We start from the raw sequence: 17,210 nt of genomic DNA, 5'->3' as shown, positions 1-17,210 counted from the left end.
TTTATATGAATAAGATTCCTCTGTCATCGTAGACAGAAGCAGCGGTGTCATTGCCGCAGCGAATCGCGCGGTCTAGTCCCATGATGGTGGCAATCGCACCATCAATCTTTTCTGTAGATTTTTCTTTGTCGGCCTTAATATTTCCGGCGGGGTCTGTACGGATGTAGATGTTATCCATCATCCAGCGAAGCACCGGATGACCACCGTGGGCCAGTTTTTCTTCAAGTGTTAGTTTCATCAGTTCTTTGGTAGGTGGCGACATATCTTTGAAACCCTGACCGAATGGAACGACAGTGAATCCCATGTTCTCAAGGTTCTGTACCATCTGTACAGCACCCCAGCGGTCAAATGCGATTTCTCTGATATTAAAACGCTCACCAAGACGCTCGATGAATTTTTCTATATAACCATAGTGAACGACATTGCCTTCGGTAGTTTGCAGGAAGCCCTGTCTTTCCCAGACATCGTATGGCACGTGATCACGACGAACTCGCAGCTTCAGCGTATCCTCTGGTACCCAGAAGTATGGGAGAATGGCATATTTGTCATCCTCATCTTGGGGCGGAAATACCAGCACAAAGGCTGTGATATCCGTAGTGGAAGAAAGGTCCAGCCCGCCATAGCAGACACGTCCTTCTAGCTCATCCGGATTGACTGCAAAGGAGCAGGCATCCCATTTCTCCATCGGCATCCAGCGGACCGCCTGCTTTACCCATTGATTTAACCGAAGCTGCCGGAAGGAGTTCTCCTCGCCAGGGTTTTGCTTGGCTGACTCACAGGCAGCCTTCACCTTATCAATGCCGACTGTAATGCCAAGAGAGGGATTTGCTTTCTTCCAGACCTTCGGATCCGTCCAATCATCAGATTCGTCCGCACCATAAATCACAGGATAGAAGGTAGGATCAATCTTTCTGCCTTCCAAGATGTCCTTGGCTTTCTGATGGGTTTCATAGCAGATGCTGTTGGTGTCTGTTCCAGCAGTGGTGATGAGAAAATACAGTGGCTGCATTCTGGCATCCCCGGAGCCTTTGGTCATAACATCAAAGAGCTTTCGGTTGGGCTGAGTGTGGAGCTCATCAAAGACAACACCGTGGATGTTAAAGCCGTGCTTGGAGTAGGCTTCTGCAGATAGTACCTGATAGAAGCTGTTGGTTGGTGTGTAGATGATACGCTTCTGAGAAGCAAGAATCTTCACACGCTTGTTGAGCGCCGGACACATACGTACCATATCTGCGGCAACATCAAAAACAATGGTTGCCTGCTGACGGTCAGCGGCACAGCCGTAAACCTCAGCGCGCTCCTCACCATCACCGCAGGTAAGAAGCAGGGCCACGGCAGCTGCAAGTTCAGATTTTCCCATTTTTTTAGGAATTTCCACATAGGCGGTATTGAACTGACGGTATCCATTTGGTTTCAGTGTACCGAAGAGATCCCGGATGATCTGTTCCTGCCAGTCAATCAGCTCGAAGGGCTTACCGGCCCAGGTGCCCTTGGTGTGGCAAAGGCATTCGATGAAGCTCACCGCATAATCCGCAGCATCCACATCATAATGAGAATCCTTTGCTTTGAATTTGGTCGGTTTGTATTTCTTTAATTTACGCACATGCTTCACCTCCGGGCATAAAAATAAGTCGTTACCGTATGGGCACGACCATTATCAATAACTATCGTATAACGAGGAACACACCCTTGCGGGTGGTCCTTCGGGAATTTTACTAATTGTATTCCTTCATCAGAATGGCTAATGCCATTTCGGTTTCTTCATCGACCGGCTCGATGTCCAGGCCTCTGTCGTAGTTGTAGGCGATCTCACCGTTTCTCTTCAGCATGAGCTTTGAAATCTTACCGCCGTCAATGCCGTAGTCCTCGCTCGGCTCTTCATAATGCTTTACCCAATAATGGAAAATGCTGTTTTCAATCTTGATGCTTCCTTCTGCCCACATGGTTTTGCCCTCCTTAGTTCAGCTTGAAAAGGTATCCGTGTGCCCTTTCATACTCATCGCTCATGAAGGTTTTATGTTGGCTGTTGATCTCAATCAGGCCAGCCAAGGTGCATCCGGCTTTCTGGAAAAGCCATGCGGTTTCAACTGCGCTGCTCCAGGTGGAAGAGAAGGTGAAGGCTTCAATGCCGTATTCCTTCATGCAGGCTACCAGGCCTTCGACTGCGTCATCGCGGATGGTGTCGTTCAGGTCGATGTATTCGTTGCCGCAGTCCTTGGCGGTTTCATAAGCGCTCCAGATGCGCTGCTCTGTGTTACTTAAGCCATCGAGCTTTGCGGTTGCCTGCTTGTAAATGGCTCTTGCTGCATCCTGCTCAGCCGTGTTAGTTGCTGCGGCGTAAGCCTTTTTTGCTTCCTGGATTCCTCTGTAAGCTTCTTCAAAAATGTTCATCATGGTGTGTGCCTCCTTGTTTTCTTTTGGTAGTACATATATCACTCTGAAAGCACATAATAGCAAGCGAATTAAGGTCGATATATGTACCAAAGATCGGCTGCTATATGAAGGAGAAAACTGTGTATATTACAGCTTCTTCACACGATCCACACCGTAGATTACATTGAGGCTAGAGCCATTATCCCAGTCTATCAGGAGGCTACCGGTATCATCCACACCGGTTACCGTTCCCGGGGTACCGATGGGCGGTGCCTGAGCATCGTCCATCTCTACAAGCTCCACTCTGGTTCCGATGGGATAGCGGAGGCGCAGGTGCTCAACCTGCGCTCTGTTAGCGAATAACATGGCCTTCACCTCCTGCGTAGGAGCTGTTGCCGCAAAGGTATCTGCAGAGGATCCTGCGGCTTTGCTTGTATTCGTCTCCGATGAAGCCGAGGCGAAGAAGAAAGCATCGGAAGGCGTATTTTTCGTTATCTATCGGCTTTGCCTTTGCAGTGATACGCTTCTGTTCCTTACTCATCCTGCAAAGGGCAGAAAGGAATGTAGTGTAGGCAGTGATGGCATCGAAGTCTGGCATGCTAGGCCACCAAGGAAAGCTGATCTGATCGTCGTGCTCCTCAATCGGGAAGGCTTCAACCTCCAGGGCCTTCTTGATGAGGTCTGATTTGCTCTCCAGAAGCTTTTGCAGATTTTCCAGGTTGACCTTGTCAGCAGGAAATGAAATCACCAGGCCGGTGTCCTTTGCAGCCGCCGAAATGTCTGCTTCTGCAGTGACGGGTGCTTCTGGTGTTTCAGCGGCCGGTGCCTCATCTAACTCTGCGGCAAAACCTGTAGCGGCAGTCTGTTCAAGGATTGCCTTGATGGTGCTTTCCTCTGTTCGCCCGTCGTAGCTTACGGTGCCATCCTTGCTGATGGTAATGTCTGCAACCTCGTAGGCGGTGCTTGGCATTCCCTTATAAAATGGCTTGCATCCGGTTACCTGTGAAATAATCCCTACCAGCTCTTTTCTGGCGGTTCCTGTTACGTTAAATCTGATCTCCATAGTGGAATCCTCCTTTGTTTTGGTAGTACATATATCACTCTGAAGGCACATATTATCAAGCGATTCAGAGCAAATATATGTACCAAAGATCCGCCGGAAAATTGCAGCAAATCGTGTGTATTATGCCTGCATGGATTCTTCGGAGATAGCGACTTCATCGTATTGGTAAGTCAGACCATCACGGATAACAGAAACGCCATCGGAAGTGCCTACCTGTTCGATGTAGCGCTTCACGATGACGTCCGCGTATTTCTCGTCTAATTCAACTGTGTGGCAGATGCGACCGGTCTGTTCGCAGGCAATCAGCGTACTGCCGGAGCCTCCGAAGGGATCAAGCACGATGCAGTTTGTAAGACTTGAATTCATGATCGGGTAGGCAATCAATGCCACCGGCTTCATAGTCGGATGATCTGCATTTTTCTTAGGCTTTTCAAATTCCCAGATCGTGGTTTCCTTGCGGCCGGAGTACCATTGATGCTTGCCATTTTTCTTCCAGCCAAAGAGGCAAGGCTCATGCTGCCATTGATATGGTGAACGGCCCAGCACCAGGGAGGGCTTCTTCCAGATACAACAGCCGGAAAGATAGAAGCCTGCATCAGAGAATGCTTTTCTAAAATTCAGGCCTTCTGTATCTGCATGGAACACATAGATGGATGCGTCATCGGCCATGACTACTTCCATATTGGTGAAGGCATCCAGCAAGAACTGATAGAAGGAGTCATTATCCATGTTGTCATTCTGAATCTTACCAGCGGAGCCTTCATAGTTCACATTGTAAGGCGGATCCGTGACCACCAGGTTTGCCTTCTTGCCAGCCATCAAAAGCTCATAGCTTTCAGCCTTTGTGCTGTCGCCACAGAGAAGTCTGTGCGGACCAAGGCACCAGAGGTCACCGGCCTTCGTCATGGTAGGCTTGTCAAGCTCGGCATTGACATCAAAATCATCTTCCTTGATGCCATCCTTCACATCCTCTTTAAAAAGGTCGTCCAGCTCGGCAGGCTCAAAACCAGTGAGAGAGACATCGAAGTCAGCGCCTTGCAGGTCTGCGATTAACAGGGCTAATTTGTCGTTATCCCATTCACCACTGATTTTGTTGAGTGCAACATTCAGTGCCTTTTCGTGTTCCTCATCAAGTTCAATAACGATGCAGTCAACTTCCGTCATGCCCATGTCATGGAGAACCTTTAAGCGCTGATGCCCGCCAACCACGCGACCAGTAGTGGCATTCCAGATGACAGGCTCCACATATCCGAATTGTTCGATCGAGCGTTTCAGCTTTTCATATTCAGGATCGCCGGGCTTTAAATCCTTACGGGGATTGTAATCAGCAGGAAGTAGTTCAGCGACATTTTTCTTTTCAATTAGCATGGTGCATTCCTCCTGAGTAATTTCTGTAGGCCCTTGTAGGCGGCATCAATATTACCGGCCTTAGCTTGACCACGAAGTGTGCTGAACTGCTGAAAGCTCAGATGCTTTCGATAGCTTTTCAGCAGATTCATAAATTCACGATAGTCCATATCAGTTTCCTTTCCTTGCACGGAGCAGGCGTTCCATCGCATCATCCATAGGCGTTTCGCCCTTGTACTCCGTCGCGCAATTTTCTTTTACGATTTGATAGATTTCCATCCAAAGCCGATTTGTCTGGCTCATAAAATTCTGGCTCATGGCTACGTAGGGAGATTGCATGGCATTTCCCGTTGTAGGGTGCTTGGCGAGGAAACCGTAGTCTGTGATTGCTTCCTCACACTGAATCCATCTGGCAACACTCATGGCATAGCGTTCCAGAAGCTGGGGCGAAATAAGCGACGCACACCTGCGCTCTGCCAGCCATTCCCAGGTTGCCTTATATACTTCTTCAGCCACCAGTGGTTTACCGCCTTTCTGTGTAGCGGATAAGAGCTTGGATGGCTTGGGCATCTGCTGACCTTCCAAATCTGCAGCTTGATCTTCAAACTCGATGACAGTCAGCTTTCGCTTGCCCGGATTACCCTCAGTGATTTTGTCAGCTAAGGGCTTTTTCTTGGCTCCGGCACCGATACGAGCGCCGCCACGGTTGGTTCCGTCCTTAGCCAAAATGATTCACCTCCTTGTCCGGGGCCTATTACCCCGTTTGAAAACGCGTTTTTGTGCGTGAGACCCCCCGCCCGTTCCCCGGCAGCTGCGCCGTAGAGATTCAGACCGCCCCTGGGGGGCTGATGCACAAAGAAAATGCATCCGCTTTATGTGTTGTGCCAGCGGTCACCGCGTTCTGCATGAATGCGTGCATGGCAGGCCTTGCACAAGGCTTTCAGGTTCTCACGGTCATGGGTTCCGCCTTGAGATAGTGGAAGCATGTGATGAATCTCCTCGGTTGGTGTATAAACACCCTTCGCAAGGCACTCTTCACAAAGCGGATGAGCAGCGGCATAGCTGTCACGGATGCGTTTCCATGCACGTCCGTAGCGACGCTTGACATTCGGGTCTCGGTCGTACTTCTCGTAGCGTTTGGCTTCCTTCTTTTCATGCTCCTGACAGAAGCGTCCGTCTGTCAGATTAGGGCAACTGGGATAGGAGCAGGGACGTTTTGGTTTTCTTGGCATCGTATTCCTCCTTCCGTTTTGGTATAAGAAAAGCCCTGCAGGACTCGTCCCACAAGGCTTTCTGCGATTCTCACTTTCGCTAGTATAATAATATCAGAAGAGCTTAGTGTCTTTCTATGTCATTTCATGTCCATCTCCATAGGAAGCCGGAACTTTTACTTCTTCCAGTGCCTTTCCATGAAGTTTGTGAATGTAACGAAGCTCATATCCCATATCAACAGCAATCTGCTCCCATGTAATAAAGCAGAGGTAGCGTTCCTCCAATAGGGTCTGGTATTCGGTATTGCCGACCTGTTTGATAACCTCTACGATTTCCTTCTTTAACGCCACCAGCTCCACGACGTCTTTGCTGATTTCATCCTCCAGCTCGATGATGTCAAGAATGGCGGATTCCATTCGAGAACCTTCACGGTTAGGGCTCTTTGGCATATCGGAGTAGGACGGTGTGCAACGGGTAGCTAATTCATTTAAGGAATCTATCTGTAACAGTTTGCTTTTGATTCTATTATCCAAGTAGCGTGCTTGAGATAAGTATTCTTTTGCAGTCATTGATTGGTACCTCCGAATAATGAAATTCCCTCGGATTGACCTATGTTGTCGTAGATTGTCGTAGATTTGCTTTTACCGCATCAATTAATGCGTTTTGTGTAACCTCCTTCAAGGACAGCGCCTTTAAGATGCGCTCATCGACGGTTCCTTTTGTGATGATGTGTTCTATCACCACGGTTCCGGAGGTCTGGCCCTGTCTCCAGAGACGGGCGTTGGTCTGCTGATATAATTCCAGTGACCATGTCAGCCCAAACCAGATAAGTGTTGATCCACCAACCTGAAGATTCAGTCCATGACCGGCAGAGGCCGGGTGGATGACTGCGACCGGTATCTTTCCGGCATTCCAGTCAGTGATGTCTTTACTGGATTTTATCTCACGGACATTAAAGCGCTTCTTGATTCGCTGCAGGTCATGCTTGAACCAGTAGGCCACCAGAAGCGGTTTGCCATTGGCGGCTTCGATAAGATCCTCTAAGGCATCCAGCTTCCGATCATGGAACTCGATGATATTACCGTCATCATCATAAATGGCACCATTGGCAAGTTGGGATAACTTTCCGGTAAGAGAAGCCGCATTGGCAGCCGTGATTTCTCCTTCCGGGAGCTCCAACACCAACTCCTGTTTTAATTCCTCATATCGGGTCACTTCATCGTCGGATAAATGGACCTCGTATTCGGAGGAGATGAGCTCTGGCATGTTCAGGTGGTCCGTTGATTTCATGGAAATGGTGATATCGGAAATTTGGTTATAGATGCGTTCCTCGGCATAGGGCTGCGGCTTATAGGAATAGATAATCTGACCATTCCTCTTGTCCGGCACAAAGTAGTTGTTTCGGTACTCGGTAATGAAGCGTCCGAGGCGTTTTCCTAAATCCAGCAGTCGGAACTCGGCCCATAAATCCATCAGGCCGTTGGAAGATGGTGTTCCGGTCAGGCCGATGATGCGCTTGACGCTTGGCCTCACCTTCAGCAGGGACTTGAACCTCTTGGAATTGTGATTCTTGAAGGAAGAGAGTTCGTCGATGATTACCATATCGTAGTCAAAAGGAAAGCCGCTGGACTCAATGAGCCACTGCAGGTTTTCTCTGTTGATGATGGTGATGTCTGCACCTGCCATCAAAGCTGATCTTCGCTCTTTTGGCGTTCCCACGCAGACAGCGAAGGTCAAATGCTTCAGATGCTGCCATTTTCTGATTTCTGCAGGCCATGTATCTCTGGCTACTCGAAGTGGGGCGACTACCAGAATGCGATGGGCCTCAAAGCTGTCGAACAGCAGGTCTGCGATGGCAGTCAGGGAGATGACTGTTTTCCCAAGACCCATATCGAGCAGGACTGCTGCCACAGGATGTGTCTCAATATAATCGATGGCGTAGGCCTGATAATCATGAGGTGCGAAGTTCATCAATCATCCCTCCAATCTGCTCGATGCTGTCAATCACATACACCTGAAAGCCCAGAGAGCGAAGGAGCCTGTGACGTGCTTTTTGCAATGGACGTGGGGATTCTCCCGGCGCCTTTAATTCTGCAAAGGCAAACTTCCCATCAGGTAATAAGATAAGGCGGTCGGGCATCCCTGCGAAAGAAGGAGCCACGAACTTCGGTGCGATACCACCAGCCTTTTTTACAGCGGTTGCTAGTTTCTTTTCTATCGTTTTTTCTAACATACTTGTCCTCCATCAGGCCGTTAATTTAAAGAGGTGCAAGGTGTATCAATGGTATTTTCCATACTTTTTCTTATTGATATTTTTATAGGCCTAAGAAAAGTTTTATATAACACATTGATACACCTTGTCATTAGTGGCCTTAATTCATAAAATCCTCGTCTGCACCAGTGTCCTCACGTAAACGCAGACCCTTAAAGTAACGCTTTCTGCTCACGGTGATTCGCTCAAAGCTGGTCTTCTCCAGAGCAAAGTAGAAGTCAGCCGTACTGCGCACATACTCGTTGCAGTCCAGAGAATAGTTGCGGTAGGCCTGATAAAGAGAAGAGGAGCTTTCTTTATAGGACGGGTCGACCTCACATTTGTCTGCAAGGAAGTGACCGAACCAGTCGTTCTGGCTGCGGTATTCATCTATGGCATTCTGCACGCAATCCGGCACGGGAACCTGGTAATCAGACTCGATGACCTTCTTGGCACCTTCGATGACCCACACCAAAATGCTACCGCCAGCGTTGTCGTAAAGGTACTCGCTATAATTCTTGATATCACTGCTGCCGGTAATCTTGGCATTGAACGGGATGACGATGAGTCGTCTCCAGATACCATCATCGGATGCAGAGACACGAGGCAGATGGTTGGTGTAAAGCACCAGCGTGTGGCAGGGCTTGAAGGAGAACGGGTCCTTGTATTTCTTTTCTGCAAAGACATCATCGGTGGAGCAGAGCTGCTTGACGGTGGAATCGTTCAGACGAGCACCTTCCTGCATCTCGGCAGCAATGAGAAGTCTCTTACCTTTGACCTCCGCCATTTCCGGTTTGATGTTTCTGCGACAACCTACGGTCAGGGTATCCGCAGAAATGTTCCCGGAGTAAAGGCCCAGCACGCGGGAGATGGCATTCCAGAAGGTAGACTTACCGTTGCGGCCATCACCGTAGGCGATGATAAGTGCCTCCACATAGACCTTGCCGATGGCGGCCAGACCACAAATCATCTGAACGTAATCGATGAGTTCCTGATTGCCCTGAAAGATGAGGTCAAGGCAGTCCAACCAAATCTGCTGTCCCTTGTAATTCGGAGACACAGATGTGATTTTGGTAATGAAATCCTCCGGCAGGTGTTCTCTGGCACAGGCCATTCCTTTACGCAGGTCATAGGTTGCTTCTGGCGTACACATGGCGAAGCAGTCGGCATCAAGGTCACGAGTCGAGATTTTCAGCATTGGACGAGACTCCTTAAGAGTAGAAGTAATGTTCTTGGAGTCCCTGCGCTTTACAGCAAACTGCTGATATGCCTTTGCAGCCAGAAATTCCTGATAGGCTTCCAGTTGCTGTTCGTTCATCAGCTGCTCTGCCTTGTTCTTTGTCATGGAATCAAGCAGAGACTGTGCGCCGGAGTTTTTAAGCTTATCGAGTGCTTCGAGCATATCGTTACCAGCTTCTTTTAACTGTCTTCTGGTAAGTTCGTGAGCCACTGCCTGCGCACCCGGTTCGGATTCCTGCCAGTAATGGTCGGAGTATCGGATAAAGTGGGTGGCCGGAGAGTAGCGGAGCTCGCCAGAGAAGTATTTTGCTAACACCTCAGCCTGTCCAACATCGGAGAAGTCTCCGGGTTTGTAACAGGAAGGGTCGTTATATACTTCCGGTGCAATGTAGCCATCCTGCTGGGAGAGTCTTGCATAAAAGCGCTGGGCACTGTGCCAGATGGTGGCAAGCTCGGATGCCTCCAGCGGAGGTACGCATTTAGCGGATTCTTCAATGAATGCCTGATATGCCTTGTCGCTGTCTCCGTATTTCTTGATGACACGACCGGCAAAACGGGACAATGTGGCATTGCGGCTTCCTTCGGGAATAGAAGCGCCATCGTATTGACCGTCCGGTAAATCTTCATCGAACAGGTCCTCATCCAAGAACTCAGTCAGATTCATGCGGCCCGGATAGAGAGCGACATCTGCTGTAGTCGTTCCAAAGAAGAAACGCGCGGCATCCAGTGCCTGTGTATCGAAATACGGGAAGATGGAATTGACCAGCTTTTTCATATCGCTGTAAAGAGAGGCATCCGATACATATTCGATTGGAAACAGGACATGAAACTTCGGTCTTGCAGCCTTTCCGTTTTTCTCACGGTTGTTATAGCGACTATAGTGGATAGCAAAGCTGACACCCGGAAAGGCCTGCATGATATCGTCGGGAGTTACCCAGTCATCCGGATTCTCAGAGTGGTCGTTATCGCAATCCACAGGAAGGCAGTCGCTGCCGATAAAGTTATCGCCATTGCGGTAGCTGTTTTTATATTCGGCGCAGACATAGTCATGGCAGATGGTAGCTTTCAGACTGTCCTCATCTAAAATGACATGCTTATGCGGATAGGAGCAGTTACCGGGATTGCCGGTAACGTCCGCAGAATAAATGGTGAACATTAGTCATACACCTCCTTGGATTCCTCTTCCAGAACCTTGGTGATAAATTTTAAAGCTCGAATCATGGTCTCCAGCTCGCAGTCACCACCGAGGCAGACTTCAAAACCGTTACTGCCGTAGCGAGTGGTATAGCTATGAATTTCCATGTCCGTGCAGGCTGCATCCTGAATACGGAAATAAGTGCGGCCACCATGACCGGTATCACCACCACGATAGCCGGTGGTTCCTGCTTCGGCCTCTAAAATGTTGCAGCTGACGACATCTCTGCTATAGGTCGTGATTTCGGTTCCGTCTTTTAATATTCTTGAATTTTCTTTTACTTCGTACATGTGTTAAACCTCCTCAAGATTCTCAGTGAAATAGCGCAGGCGGTAATTCTACCACTTGGCTCGTTTGATTTCTGCTTCCATGCCGGAAGAGATATGACTTCCAAAGACCCAGACCTCAGAACACTTGCTCATGATGGCATTTCCGAAGAAAAGACCGAGTTCACGTTCCTTCTGGTCGCTATCATTCAAAAACTGTGGAAACAGCAGGTGTGGTGCGATGGGGATATATCCTTGTTCCACTGCAAAGCGGCTGTAGGCTCTGGCGGCAGCTACGTTCTTTTCGATGTCTCCGGCAAAGGGAGAGCAGATATATACGATTGGTCTGAAAGCACGCAGTGCATGGGTCTCACTTTCGATAGAAGAAAGAGCGCCGTAAGCAGTAGGGTCAGGATAGCCTTCGCTGTTGTATTTGCTGATTGACACGTCAGGTTCCTCCTTTCCGGATGGACATAAAAAGGACGTCCATCTCTAATATCCACTGGAGATGAACGTCCCATTTTGACGAAAAACAGAAATGAAATTTTCTATCTCCACTACTAAATGGAGATGAGTTTGCCGTTTGGCCGAAAAAATCTAATCTTTTTTATAAAAAGGTGTCGCATAGCCATCAGCTCTTAAAAGTAGTCCCTTGGCCCAAGGAGGAGTACGCCCCATTTGTTCACAGACTGCATCTAAGGACATGCGAGGGTCCGCTTCAATGACCACTTCATCGTGAATGTGCATGACAATGGAGCAGCAGCGGAGTGTCTGCATGGCATAGCAGAGAATATCACGGGCCGTTGCCTGCACGATGTTCTCGACAAATTTCGGGCCATAGGAATCGAGACGCTCCCATTTCTTAGTGCCGCCGACACCTTCATAGGTGATGCACTGACCACCGAACTTATTCATTCCAATCTTCGGTTTCACATACGCCAGCTTTCTTCCCGATGGGAGAGTAATAAAGAGCATGCCACTCCTGCAGGAGAAGGTCAGACCATAGTTGGATGTGGTGTGCTTGAACTTTACGGCCTCCATGACAGCACGGTCCACATCCCACCAGAATTTGACGATGTTCGGGTTGGACTGCCTCCATGCATCGACCAGCGGAGGAAGCTCCTCTTCAGTGAGCCCCATATCCAATGCCCCCATAGCTTTTAAGGCACCGACCGAGCCTCCGTAGCCGAGAGCAAGTTCAGCTATTTTGCCTTTTTGCCTCAGGTGGCCATTGATGCCGTGCTTCTCAACAGGGACCTTGAACATCTGGCTGGCAGAGGCGCAGTAGATATCTCCGCCTTTGGCAAAGACATCTTGACGCCATTTTTCACCGGCAAACCATGCGATGACACGGGCTTCGATAGCAGAAAAGTCAGCCACCAGAAACTGCGTTCCTTCTCTGGGAATGAAAGTAGTACGGATAATCTGGGAAAGTGTATCCGGCACATCTTCGTAGAGAAGCTCCACAGCTTCAAAGTTACCGGAGCGTACTAGAGAGCGTGCTTCCGAAAGGTCCTGTAGATGGTTTTGCGGTAGGTTCTGCAGCTGGATATTACGACCTGAGAATCTACCGGTTCGATTGGCACCATAAAACTGGAACATGCCACGGGCACGACCATCTGCGCAAACGGTCTTTTCCATCGCCTGATATTTGCGGACAGAGGACTTGGCCAACTGCTGTCTTAAGGTGAGGACCTGTGAGAGCTTTGGAGAAGCAGACTTTAGGAGCTCCGCCACAGCCTTTTTGCCAAGAGTATCTGTTTCCAAACCATTGTCAGAAAGCCAAGCCTTCATCTGCTGGACGGAGTTAGGATTCTCAAGTTCTGTGATTTCCTTCATGGTTTTGGTCAGCTCCGTTCTGGAGCGAGTATCCATTTCGATGGCAGCAGCAACAAGCTCCATGTCCAAACGTACACCACGGTCGTTGATTTCTTGGTCCACGTGGTATTCCTCCCAAACCTGAGCTGGCACCGGAAACTTTGCTAGTCTCTGCTGGATTCCCATCTCGGTCTCTACATCACGGATATTATATTTTTTGAACATGGCCCATTTGTCCAGAGCATGGAATGGACGATTTCTTGTACGCTGTCCATTTGTTTTTGTGGGAGCACAAGGCTGGCAGAAGTATTTGATGAGGTCTTTTCCTTCTGAGAGCTTTTGTTTTTCAAGTCCAAGAACCGCTCCGACTCCTTCAAGGGATAAGGGAAGTCCCATCGTGGCGGCCCATACCATGGAGCAACGCCAGCTTTTCGGATCCAGATATTCTCCGGTCGGATAATCTAAGAAGCGAGAGAGGCAGATACGTTCAAAAGTGGCGTTGAAGGCCCACTTGATGACAGTTTCATCCTCCAAGGCAAGAAGGACCTCTTTCGGAATCTGTTCTCCACAGGCGAGGTCGATAACCTGAACGGGCTGGCTGTCTACACTGTAAGCAAAGAGTAAGATTTCAAAATTGGGAGACTCCACATAACGATAGACACCGGTCTTCTGAAGAGGCTCATCGCTGTAGGTCTCAATATCAATACTGAGTGTTTTCATGAGATTGTCCTTTCTACAAAACAGGCAGCAGAGAAATCCCTGCCGCCTGCCGTGTTACTGTTTATCTTTATTGGATTTGTATTTATTGATGTCACGGCGGATGTGGCATACCGCATAGCGGATAAGATAGAGAATGATTTTCCCTACGTTATAAATGATGAAGCCATATACTGCTACCAAAAAGGTATAGGCGATGACATTGCCAATAAAGAGATTCAATGTTTCTACAAATTCATTCATAGATTGTCTCCTTTTGTCGAAAAATATCGATGGCGGCAGTGAGGGTCACCGCCATCGGATTGATAGATTACTTAAAGTCCTTCATGCGCTTCTCATGGTATTCGAGGTCACGCTTGTCCTTTTCCTGTTCACGCTTTTCACGCTTGTGGTCATTGATGATGCTCTGAATGATAGAGACCGCAGTAGCAAGTCCCACACAAGCGAAGCAGCCGATACAGATGTTTACAAGAATCGTACTAATCATGATTGTCTCCATAGTTTGCCACCTCCATTAATCAAGGAAATCATCATCGTCATCAGTTGCGAAGTCGGATTCAGCAGATGCCTTACCACCAAGAGGCTCGCCATCACGAATCTTCTGCAGATTGTTAAGGCCGCAGGCGATGCCCTTATTACCAGAGCTGTTGAAAGCATAGAAGCTGATGCTGGCACGACCGTAGACTCCGGAGTAAACCTCAGAACGAGTAAGGGTAGGATTGCGGTCTGCATCCACGATGCCCGGAGCAGAAGTGGCGTTGGCATTTACAAAGTAGCTGCCAGCGTATGCAGGGTCATCCGGTCTCTCAAGGTCTCCGTCACGAAGAGGAGTCTTAAGTACGGAAAGCGCCGGTACGGACTTGCCGTTGCCCTTGAGCTTGGATTCGCCTTCACGGTAGGCTGCTTCGATAGCCGCTTCAATCTTAGCGACAGTCTTGGTGTCAGACTTCGGGATAATCAGGCTGACACTGTACTTCGGAGTGCCGCCGTTGATGGATTTTGGTTCCCAGACGTTGGCGTAGCTCCAGCGTGTGTTAGGACCAGTGATAACCTTCATGGGATTTGTCATTTTTACATTTTTACTCATTGTCGTATTCCTCCATAAAATCATTTTTTGCTGTGTTCATTGCCGGGCGCTTATCGCTCTCCGGCACAAGAGTAGGTTTGCCTTGTGGCTTTTCGATATAGGCTGCAAGGAGCTCTTCGAAGCGAGACTTACCGAGCAGCTTTTGCATGGCTGTGATACCAAGCAGTTTCTTTTCGTAAGGGTCAAAACCAGCAGCTTCGACAGCTTTCGACACGGCGTCTTCACTGATGTATCTGCGGTTGGAGCGACCCTCGACCAGTTTCCAGCCGGTCCATTCTTTACCGCTGATTGCCTGTTGGAGTGCATACTCCTTGATGTCACCTGCCCAAGAGACCAGCTCGTCGATACGGGAGAGGATGACTTCAATTTCCGAATCCTCCAACAGTGACGGCAGCTTGAAATCGTGCTGTGCGAGTAGAAGATTGGCTTCAGCTCTAGCTCGGCATTCATGCTTTGCTTTACAGAATCCGCACCATTCACCACACAGGAAGTTTCCGTCTCCGGCAAAGGCAAGGTCTGCGGTAGGCTTCAGAACTTCATCGGCCCACTGATACAAGTCATCCTTGCTGACCTCGTAAGTGGAAACATTCTGACGTCTAGGCTGGTAGATGGTCATGCTAACCGTATCGATGTCGTAGATGTCATCGAAGAGTTCCAGTGCGCCAAGGGCGTAGCACTTCATCTGCGGATTGTTCTCAGCGGATACGAGAATTCCAAGACCGTGTTTATAGTCAATCACGTGCATGGTACCGTCGCTGATGAGAATGGCATCCGAGGTTCCGAAGCCTTGTTCCACCCAGCGAGAGAAGTCCACTCGCTGTTCAATCAGAACAACAGGGTCGGAGCAGGTTTGTTTGGTCTCTTCCAAAAGCTCCATGATGAAGCTGGCATAGCCGGTGGCACAATCCTCCATCTCAGCGTTGTACCAGTCGAGATTCTCGGTAGGGTCTGTAGCTTCCATGCCGAGAGCCTTGCGGAGCTTGTACTCACAAAGGGAGTGGGCATCGGTGCCTTCTGCAGCATAGTTGCTGCCTTTATCCTCATAGGTTTCGCAGAGTCTTGCTGACGGTGGGCAGTGGAGCCAGCGGTCAGAAGAGGATGCGGAGAGGATTGCATGTCCTTTAGGTGGCATATTAGAGCACCTCCGCTTCCCTAAGCAGGGCTTCATAATGTTTCGGGTCTATAAGTGACAACTTGCTTGCGCCATACTTTTTAAGGAGTTCTCGAATTTCAGCTGTATGTCCGGCACGAGATTTATCAGCCAGAACAGCTCGAACCTCCTCAAGAGTCAGTGCAGGTTTTGTTTTCTTTTCTGGTTTAGCAGTAATATTTTCATTTTGCTGCTTATCGTCAGATGAAAACTGCTGTGCGAGCCAGTTTGCTGCATCGTTAATAGCAGCGGCAGCATTTCTCAGCTCTTCGATGGTCATAGCCATATCGCTCATTTTTGACATTTACTGTTCCTCCTTCCTCGGATTGTCTGTGTGCGGCGATGATTCTGAGATTCTTCGCCATTCTTGCGGATACTTGACTGATTGCAGTGAGAGTTGCAATCACTTCTGCGTCAGTGCCGCTTCGGTTGTGAAAAGTCTGTTTCACGATGTTCACCTCGCTTTCTGTAGGTCGCTTTGTTTCGCCTTACACTACTCAATGGAGGTGAGATTGCCGTTTGGCCGAAAAAATATAAAAGAGTTTTTGAAAAGAAAAATCGTCCCCTGAAAAATCAGAGGACGACCATTCATATTAGATGTAGTTCTTAAGCTCGGAGCGGAGCTTCTGGAACAGCTTGTCTCTGCGATACACGAATGTATTACGAGAGAGGCCCATTTCCTTGCCGCAGTCACGTTCCGATTTTCCTTCCATAATAAGCTGACAGATGAGACGTCCTTCCGGGTCCAGCTCGTTCAGCTTAGCGTAGAGGGTACGTAGCAGTTCAGCATCCTCCAATACTTCAGCGATAGCTGGTGCATCATCCGGCATATCTTCAAGCCAGCTCCTCTCATTTCCCTCCCCATCATTGACGGTATTATCGAGGGAAAGTTGATCACCAGCCTTAGCGTAAGGACAGGTCATACAATCCATGTCGCATAAGTAACGCTTGCTGGCAGGACAGGCGCAGCGTCCATGTTCCTGTTGGCGCTTGCGATAAGCGTTGATGTCACGGTAATAGTCTGTATAGAATTCTTTGTTGACATCCACCCAGCTCTTGGCTTCTTTGATGTAGATACGGTACTGTTTACTCTGATTGTCTTTGCTTGCCATAACTTTTTACCTCCGTTGGCTTCATGTGCGAAGCGAAGATAACCGTTATGGCTGCCAGTGTTTTCATAAGATGGTCACCTCATGCGGATAACTCCGCTTCTTTCCGGTGACCAGCCGTTCGTAAGCTGGCACTCTATTGATAATGTTCTCTTGTTCATCAACTACGAACACACCACGTGGCCACGAAAATGGTGAGTTGATGATTAAGAAAGTAGTTTTACGCCTTGCTCAGGGCGATTTGTTTTAATTGTCGTTTGCCATAAGATCCAAATCAGCGAAAACTTCACTGTAGTAGCAAGGGTTTAAATTGTGTGTTCCATGAGCGTCATAACGCTAGAACACAGATTGGACTACTTCAGAACCATACTCGGCTGCCACAG

At 48.8% G+C, this 17,210-nt stretch carries 22 protein-coding genes; all 22 read right to left on the bottom strand.

Annotated features, from left to right (window positions below):
* Position 1 precedes the first annotated feature (1 nt).
* On the bottom strand, positions 2–1,603 hold the full coding sequence (locus tag I2D94_RS05255) for a terminase TerL endonuclease subunit (protein WP_195395867.1): 1,602 nt from the start codon (positions 1,601–1,603) through the stop codon (positions 2–4).
* 112 nt (positions 1,604–1,715) lie between these two features.
* Positions 1,716–1,943: a hypothetical protein gene (locus I2D94_RS05250; protein ID WP_195395866.1), complete on the bottom strand. Its 228-nt coding sequence runs from the start codon at positions 1,941–1,943 to the stop codon at positions 1,716–1,718.
* Positions 1,944–1,956: 13 nt separating this feature from the next.
* Positions 1,957–2,394, bottom strand: coding sequence for a hypothetical protein (locus I2D94_RS05245; RefSeq protein WP_195395865.1), 438 nt, complete (start codon positions 2,392–2,394; stop codon positions 1,957–1,959).
* Positions 2,395–2,520: 126 nt separating this feature from the next.
* Positions 2,521–2,739: a DUF4314 domain-containing protein gene (locus I2D94_RS05240; RefSeq protein ID WP_195395864.1), complete on the bottom strand. Its 219-nt coding sequence runs from the start codon at positions 2,737–2,739 to the stop codon at positions 2,521–2,523.
* Positions 2,726–3,436, bottom strand: coding sequence for a virulence protein (locus I2D94_RS05235; protein WP_195395863.1), 711 nt, complete (start codon positions 3,434–3,436; stop codon positions 2,726–2,728). The genes I2D94_RS05240 and I2D94_RS05235 overlap by 14 nt, the downstream gene beginning before the upstream one ends.
* A 120-nt stretch (positions 3,437–3,556) precedes the next feature.
* Positions 3,557–4,804 (bottom strand): site-specific DNA-methyltransferase, encoded by a 1,248-nt coding sequence (locus I2D94_RS05230; protein ID WP_195395862.1) that lies wholly within the window; start codon positions 4,802–4,804, stop codon positions 3,557–3,559.
* Positions 4,798–4,953: a hypothetical protein gene (locus I2D94_RS05225; protein ID WP_195395861.1), complete on the bottom strand. Its 156-nt coding sequence runs from the start codon at positions 4,951–4,953 to the stop codon at positions 4,798–4,800. Before I2D94_RS05225 ends, I2D94_RS05230 begins: the two co-directional genes overlap by 7 nt.
* 1 nt (position 4,954) lies before the next feature.
* A complete protein-coding gene (locus I2D94_RS05220) occupies positions 4,955–5,509 on the bottom strand; it encodes a P27 family phage terminase small subunit (RefSeq protein ID WP_195395860.1) in 555 nt (184 codons plus the stop codon).
* Between the two features lie 146 nt (positions 5,510–5,655).
* Positions 5,656–6,015 (bottom strand): HNH endonuclease, encoded by a 360-nt coding sequence (locus I2D94_RS05215; RefSeq protein ID WP_195395859.1) that lies wholly within the window; start codon positions 6,013–6,015, stop codon positions 5,656–5,658.
* 114 nt (positions 6,016–6,129) lie between these two features.
* The gene (locus tag I2D94_RS05210) at positions 6,130–6,564 is read right to left on the bottom strand and encodes a hypothetical protein (protein WP_195395858.1); all 435 of its coding nucleotides are present in this window, start codon (positions 6,562–6,564) and stop codon (positions 6,130–6,132) included.
* 40 nt (positions 6,565–6,604) lie between these two features.
* Complete coding sequence (locus I2D94_RS05205) at positions 6,605–7,966, bottom strand: DEAD/DEAH box helicase (protein ID WP_195395857.1); 1,362 nt, start codon at positions 7,964–7,966, stop codon at positions 6,605–6,607.
* Positions 7,947–8,228 (bottom strand): VRR-NUC domain-containing protein, encoded by a 282-nt coding sequence (locus I2D94_RS05200; protein ID WP_195395856.1) that lies wholly within the window; start codon positions 8,226–8,228, stop codon positions 7,947–7,949. The genes I2D94_RS05205 and I2D94_RS05200 overlap by 20 nt, the downstream gene beginning before the upstream one ends.
* A 139-nt stretch (positions 8,229–8,367) precedes the next feature.
* Complete coding sequence (locus tag I2D94_RS05195; RefSeq protein WP_195395855.1) at positions 8,368–10,641, bottom strand: phage/plasmid primase, P4 family; 2,274 nt, start codon at positions 10,639–10,641, stop codon at positions 8,368–8,370.
* Positions 10,641–10,970, bottom strand: coding sequence for a hypothetical protein (locus I2D94_RS05190; protein WP_195395854.1), 330 nt, complete (start codon positions 10,968–10,970; stop codon positions 10,641–10,643). Before I2D94_RS05190 ends, I2D94_RS05195 begins: the two co-directional genes overlap by 1 nt.
* Positions 10,971–11,018: 48 nt before the next feature.
* Complete coding sequence (locus I2D94_RS05185) at positions 11,019–11,393, bottom strand: DUF4406 domain-containing protein (protein WP_195395853.1); 375 nt, start codon at positions 11,391–11,393, stop codon at positions 11,019–11,021.
* Between the two features lie 150 nt (positions 11,394–11,543).
* On the bottom strand, positions 11,544–13,484 hold the full coding sequence (locus tag I2D94_RS05180; RefSeq protein ID WP_195395852.1) for a DNA polymerase: 1,941 nt from the start codon (positions 13,482–13,484) through the stop codon (positions 11,544–11,546).
* A gap of 54 nt (positions 13,485–13,538) precedes the next feature.
* Complete coding sequence (locus I2D94_RS05175; RefSeq protein ID WP_195395851.1) at positions 13,539–13,724, bottom strand: hypothetical protein; 186 nt, start codon at positions 13,722–13,724, stop codon at positions 13,539–13,541.
* A 67-nt stretch (positions 13,725–13,791) separates the two neighbouring features.
* The gene (locus I2D94_RS05170) at positions 13,792–13,980 is read right to left on the bottom strand and encodes a hypothetical protein (protein WP_118703561.1); all 189 of its coding nucleotides are present in this window, start codon (positions 13,978–13,980) and stop codon (positions 13,792–13,794) included.
* Between the two features lie 15 nt (positions 13,981–13,995).
* Complete coding sequence (locus tag I2D94_RS05165; protein WP_195395850.1) at positions 13,996–14,568, bottom strand: DUF2815 family protein; 573 nt, start codon at positions 14,566–14,568, stop codon at positions 13,996–13,998.
* The gene (locus I2D94_RS05160) at positions 14,561–15,700 is read right to left on the bottom strand and encodes a DUF2800 domain-containing protein (protein ID WP_195395849.1); all 1,140 of its coding nucleotides are present in this window, start codon (positions 15,698–15,700) and stop codon (positions 14,561–14,563) included. The genes I2D94_RS05165 and I2D94_RS05160 overlap by 8 nt, the downstream gene beginning before the upstream one ends.
* A 1-nt stretch (position 15,701) precedes the next feature.
* On the bottom strand, positions 15,702–16,022 hold the full coding sequence (locus I2D94_RS05155) for a DNA ligase (protein ID WP_195395848.1): 321 nt from the start codon (positions 16,020–16,022) through the stop codon (positions 15,702–15,704).
* 289 nt (positions 16,023–16,311) lie between these two features.
* Positions 16,312–16,830 carry a hypothetical protein gene (locus I2D94_RS05150; RefSeq protein WP_195395847.1) on the bottom strand — a complete coding sequence of 173 codons (519 nt, stop codon included), beginning with the start codon at positions 16,828–16,830 and terminating at the stop codon, positions 16,312–16,314.
* Positions 16,831–17,210 lie beyond the last annotated feature (380 nt).

This window comes from Holdemania sp. 1001302B_160321_E10, from assembly GCF_015552275.1.
GTDB lineage: Bacteria > Bacillota_I > Bacilli_A > Erysipelotrichales > Erysipelotrichaceae > Holdemania.
This window is presented reverse-complemented; position numbering and strand designations above follow the sequence as displayed.

What these genes read in the sequence shown, in the direction of transcription:
- I2D94_RS05250 (WP_195395866.1), bottom strand. Translation starts at nt 1,943, where the DNA reads ATGTGGGCAGAAGGAAGCATCAAGATTGAAAACAGCATTTTCCATTAT.
- I2D94_RS05245 (WP_195395865.1), bottom strand. Translation starts at nt 2,394, where the DNA reads ATGATGAACATTTTTGAAGAAGCTTACAGAGGAATCCAGGAAGCAAAA.
- I2D94_RS05240 (WP_195395864.1), bottom strand. Translation starts at nt 2,739, where the DNA reads ATGTTATTCGCTAACAGAGCGCAGGTTGAGCACCTGCGCCTCCGCTAT.
- I2D94_RS05235 (WP_195395863.1), bottom strand. Translation starts at nt 3,436, where the DNA reads ATGGAGATCAGATTTAACGTAACAGGAACCGCCAGAAAAGAGCTGGTA.
- I2D94_RS05230 (WP_195395862.1), bottom strand. Translation starts at nt 4,804, where the DNA reads ATGCTAATTGAAAAGAAAAATGTCGCTGAACTACTTCCTGCTGATTAC.
- I2D94_RS05225 (WP_195395861.1), bottom strand. Translation starts at nt 4,953, where the DNA reads ATGGACTATCGTGAATTTATGAATCTGCTGAAAAGCTATCGAAAGCAT.
- I2D94_RS05215 (WP_195395859.1), bottom strand. Translation starts at nt 6,015, where the DNA reads ATGCCAAGAAAACCAAAACGTCCCTGCTCCTATCCCAGTTGCCCTAAT.
- I2D94_RS05210 (WP_195395858.1), bottom strand. Translation starts at nt 6,564, where the DNA reads ATGACTGCAAAAGAATACTTATCTCAAGCACGCTACTTGGATAATAGA.
- I2D94_RS05205 (WP_195395857.1), bottom strand. Translation starts at nt 7,966, where the DNA reads ATGAACTTCGCACCTCATGATTATCAGGCCTACGCCATCGATTATATT.
- I2D94_RS05200 (WP_195395856.1), bottom strand. Translation starts at nt 8,228, where the DNA reads ATGTTAGAAAAAACGATAGAAAAGAAACTAGCAACCGCTGTAAAAAAG.
- I2D94_RS05195 (WP_195395855.1), bottom strand. Translation starts at nt 10,641, where the DNA reads ATGTTCACCATTTATTCTGCGGACGTTACCGGCAATCCCGGTAACTGC.
- I2D94_RS05190 (WP_195395854.1), bottom strand. Translation starts at nt 10,970, where the DNA reads ATGTACGAAGTAAAAGAAAATTCAAGAATATTAAAAGACGGAACCGAA.
- I2D94_RS05180 (WP_195395852.1), bottom strand. Translation starts at nt 13,484, where the DNA reads ATGAAAACACTCAGTATTGATATTGAGACCTACAGCGATGAGCCTCTT.
- I2D94_RS05175 (WP_195395851.1), bottom strand. Translation starts at nt 13,724, where the DNA reads ATGAATGAATTTGTAGAAACATTGAATCTCTTTATTGGCAATGTCATC.
- I2D94_RS05170 (WP_118703561.1), bottom strand. Translation starts at nt 13,980, where the DNA reads ATGGAGACAATCATGATTAGTACGATTCTTGTAAACATCTGTATCGGC.
- I2D94_RS05165 (WP_195395850.1), bottom strand. Translation starts at nt 14,568, where the DNA reads ATGAGTAAAAATGTAAAAATGACAAATCCCATGAAGGTTATCACTGGT.
- I2D94_RS05160 (WP_195395849.1), bottom strand. Translation starts at nt 15,700, where the DNA reads ATGCCACCTAAAGGACATGCAATCCTCTCCGCATCCTCTTCTGACCGC.
- I2D94_RS05155 (WP_195395848.1), bottom strand. Translation starts at nt 16,022, where the DNA reads ATGTCAAAAATGAGCGATATGGCTATGACCATCGAAGAGCTGAGAAAT.
- I2D94_RS05150 (WP_195395847.1), bottom strand. Translation starts at nt 16,830, where the DNA reads ATGGCAAGCAAAGACAATCAGAGTAAACAGTACCGTATCTACATCAAA.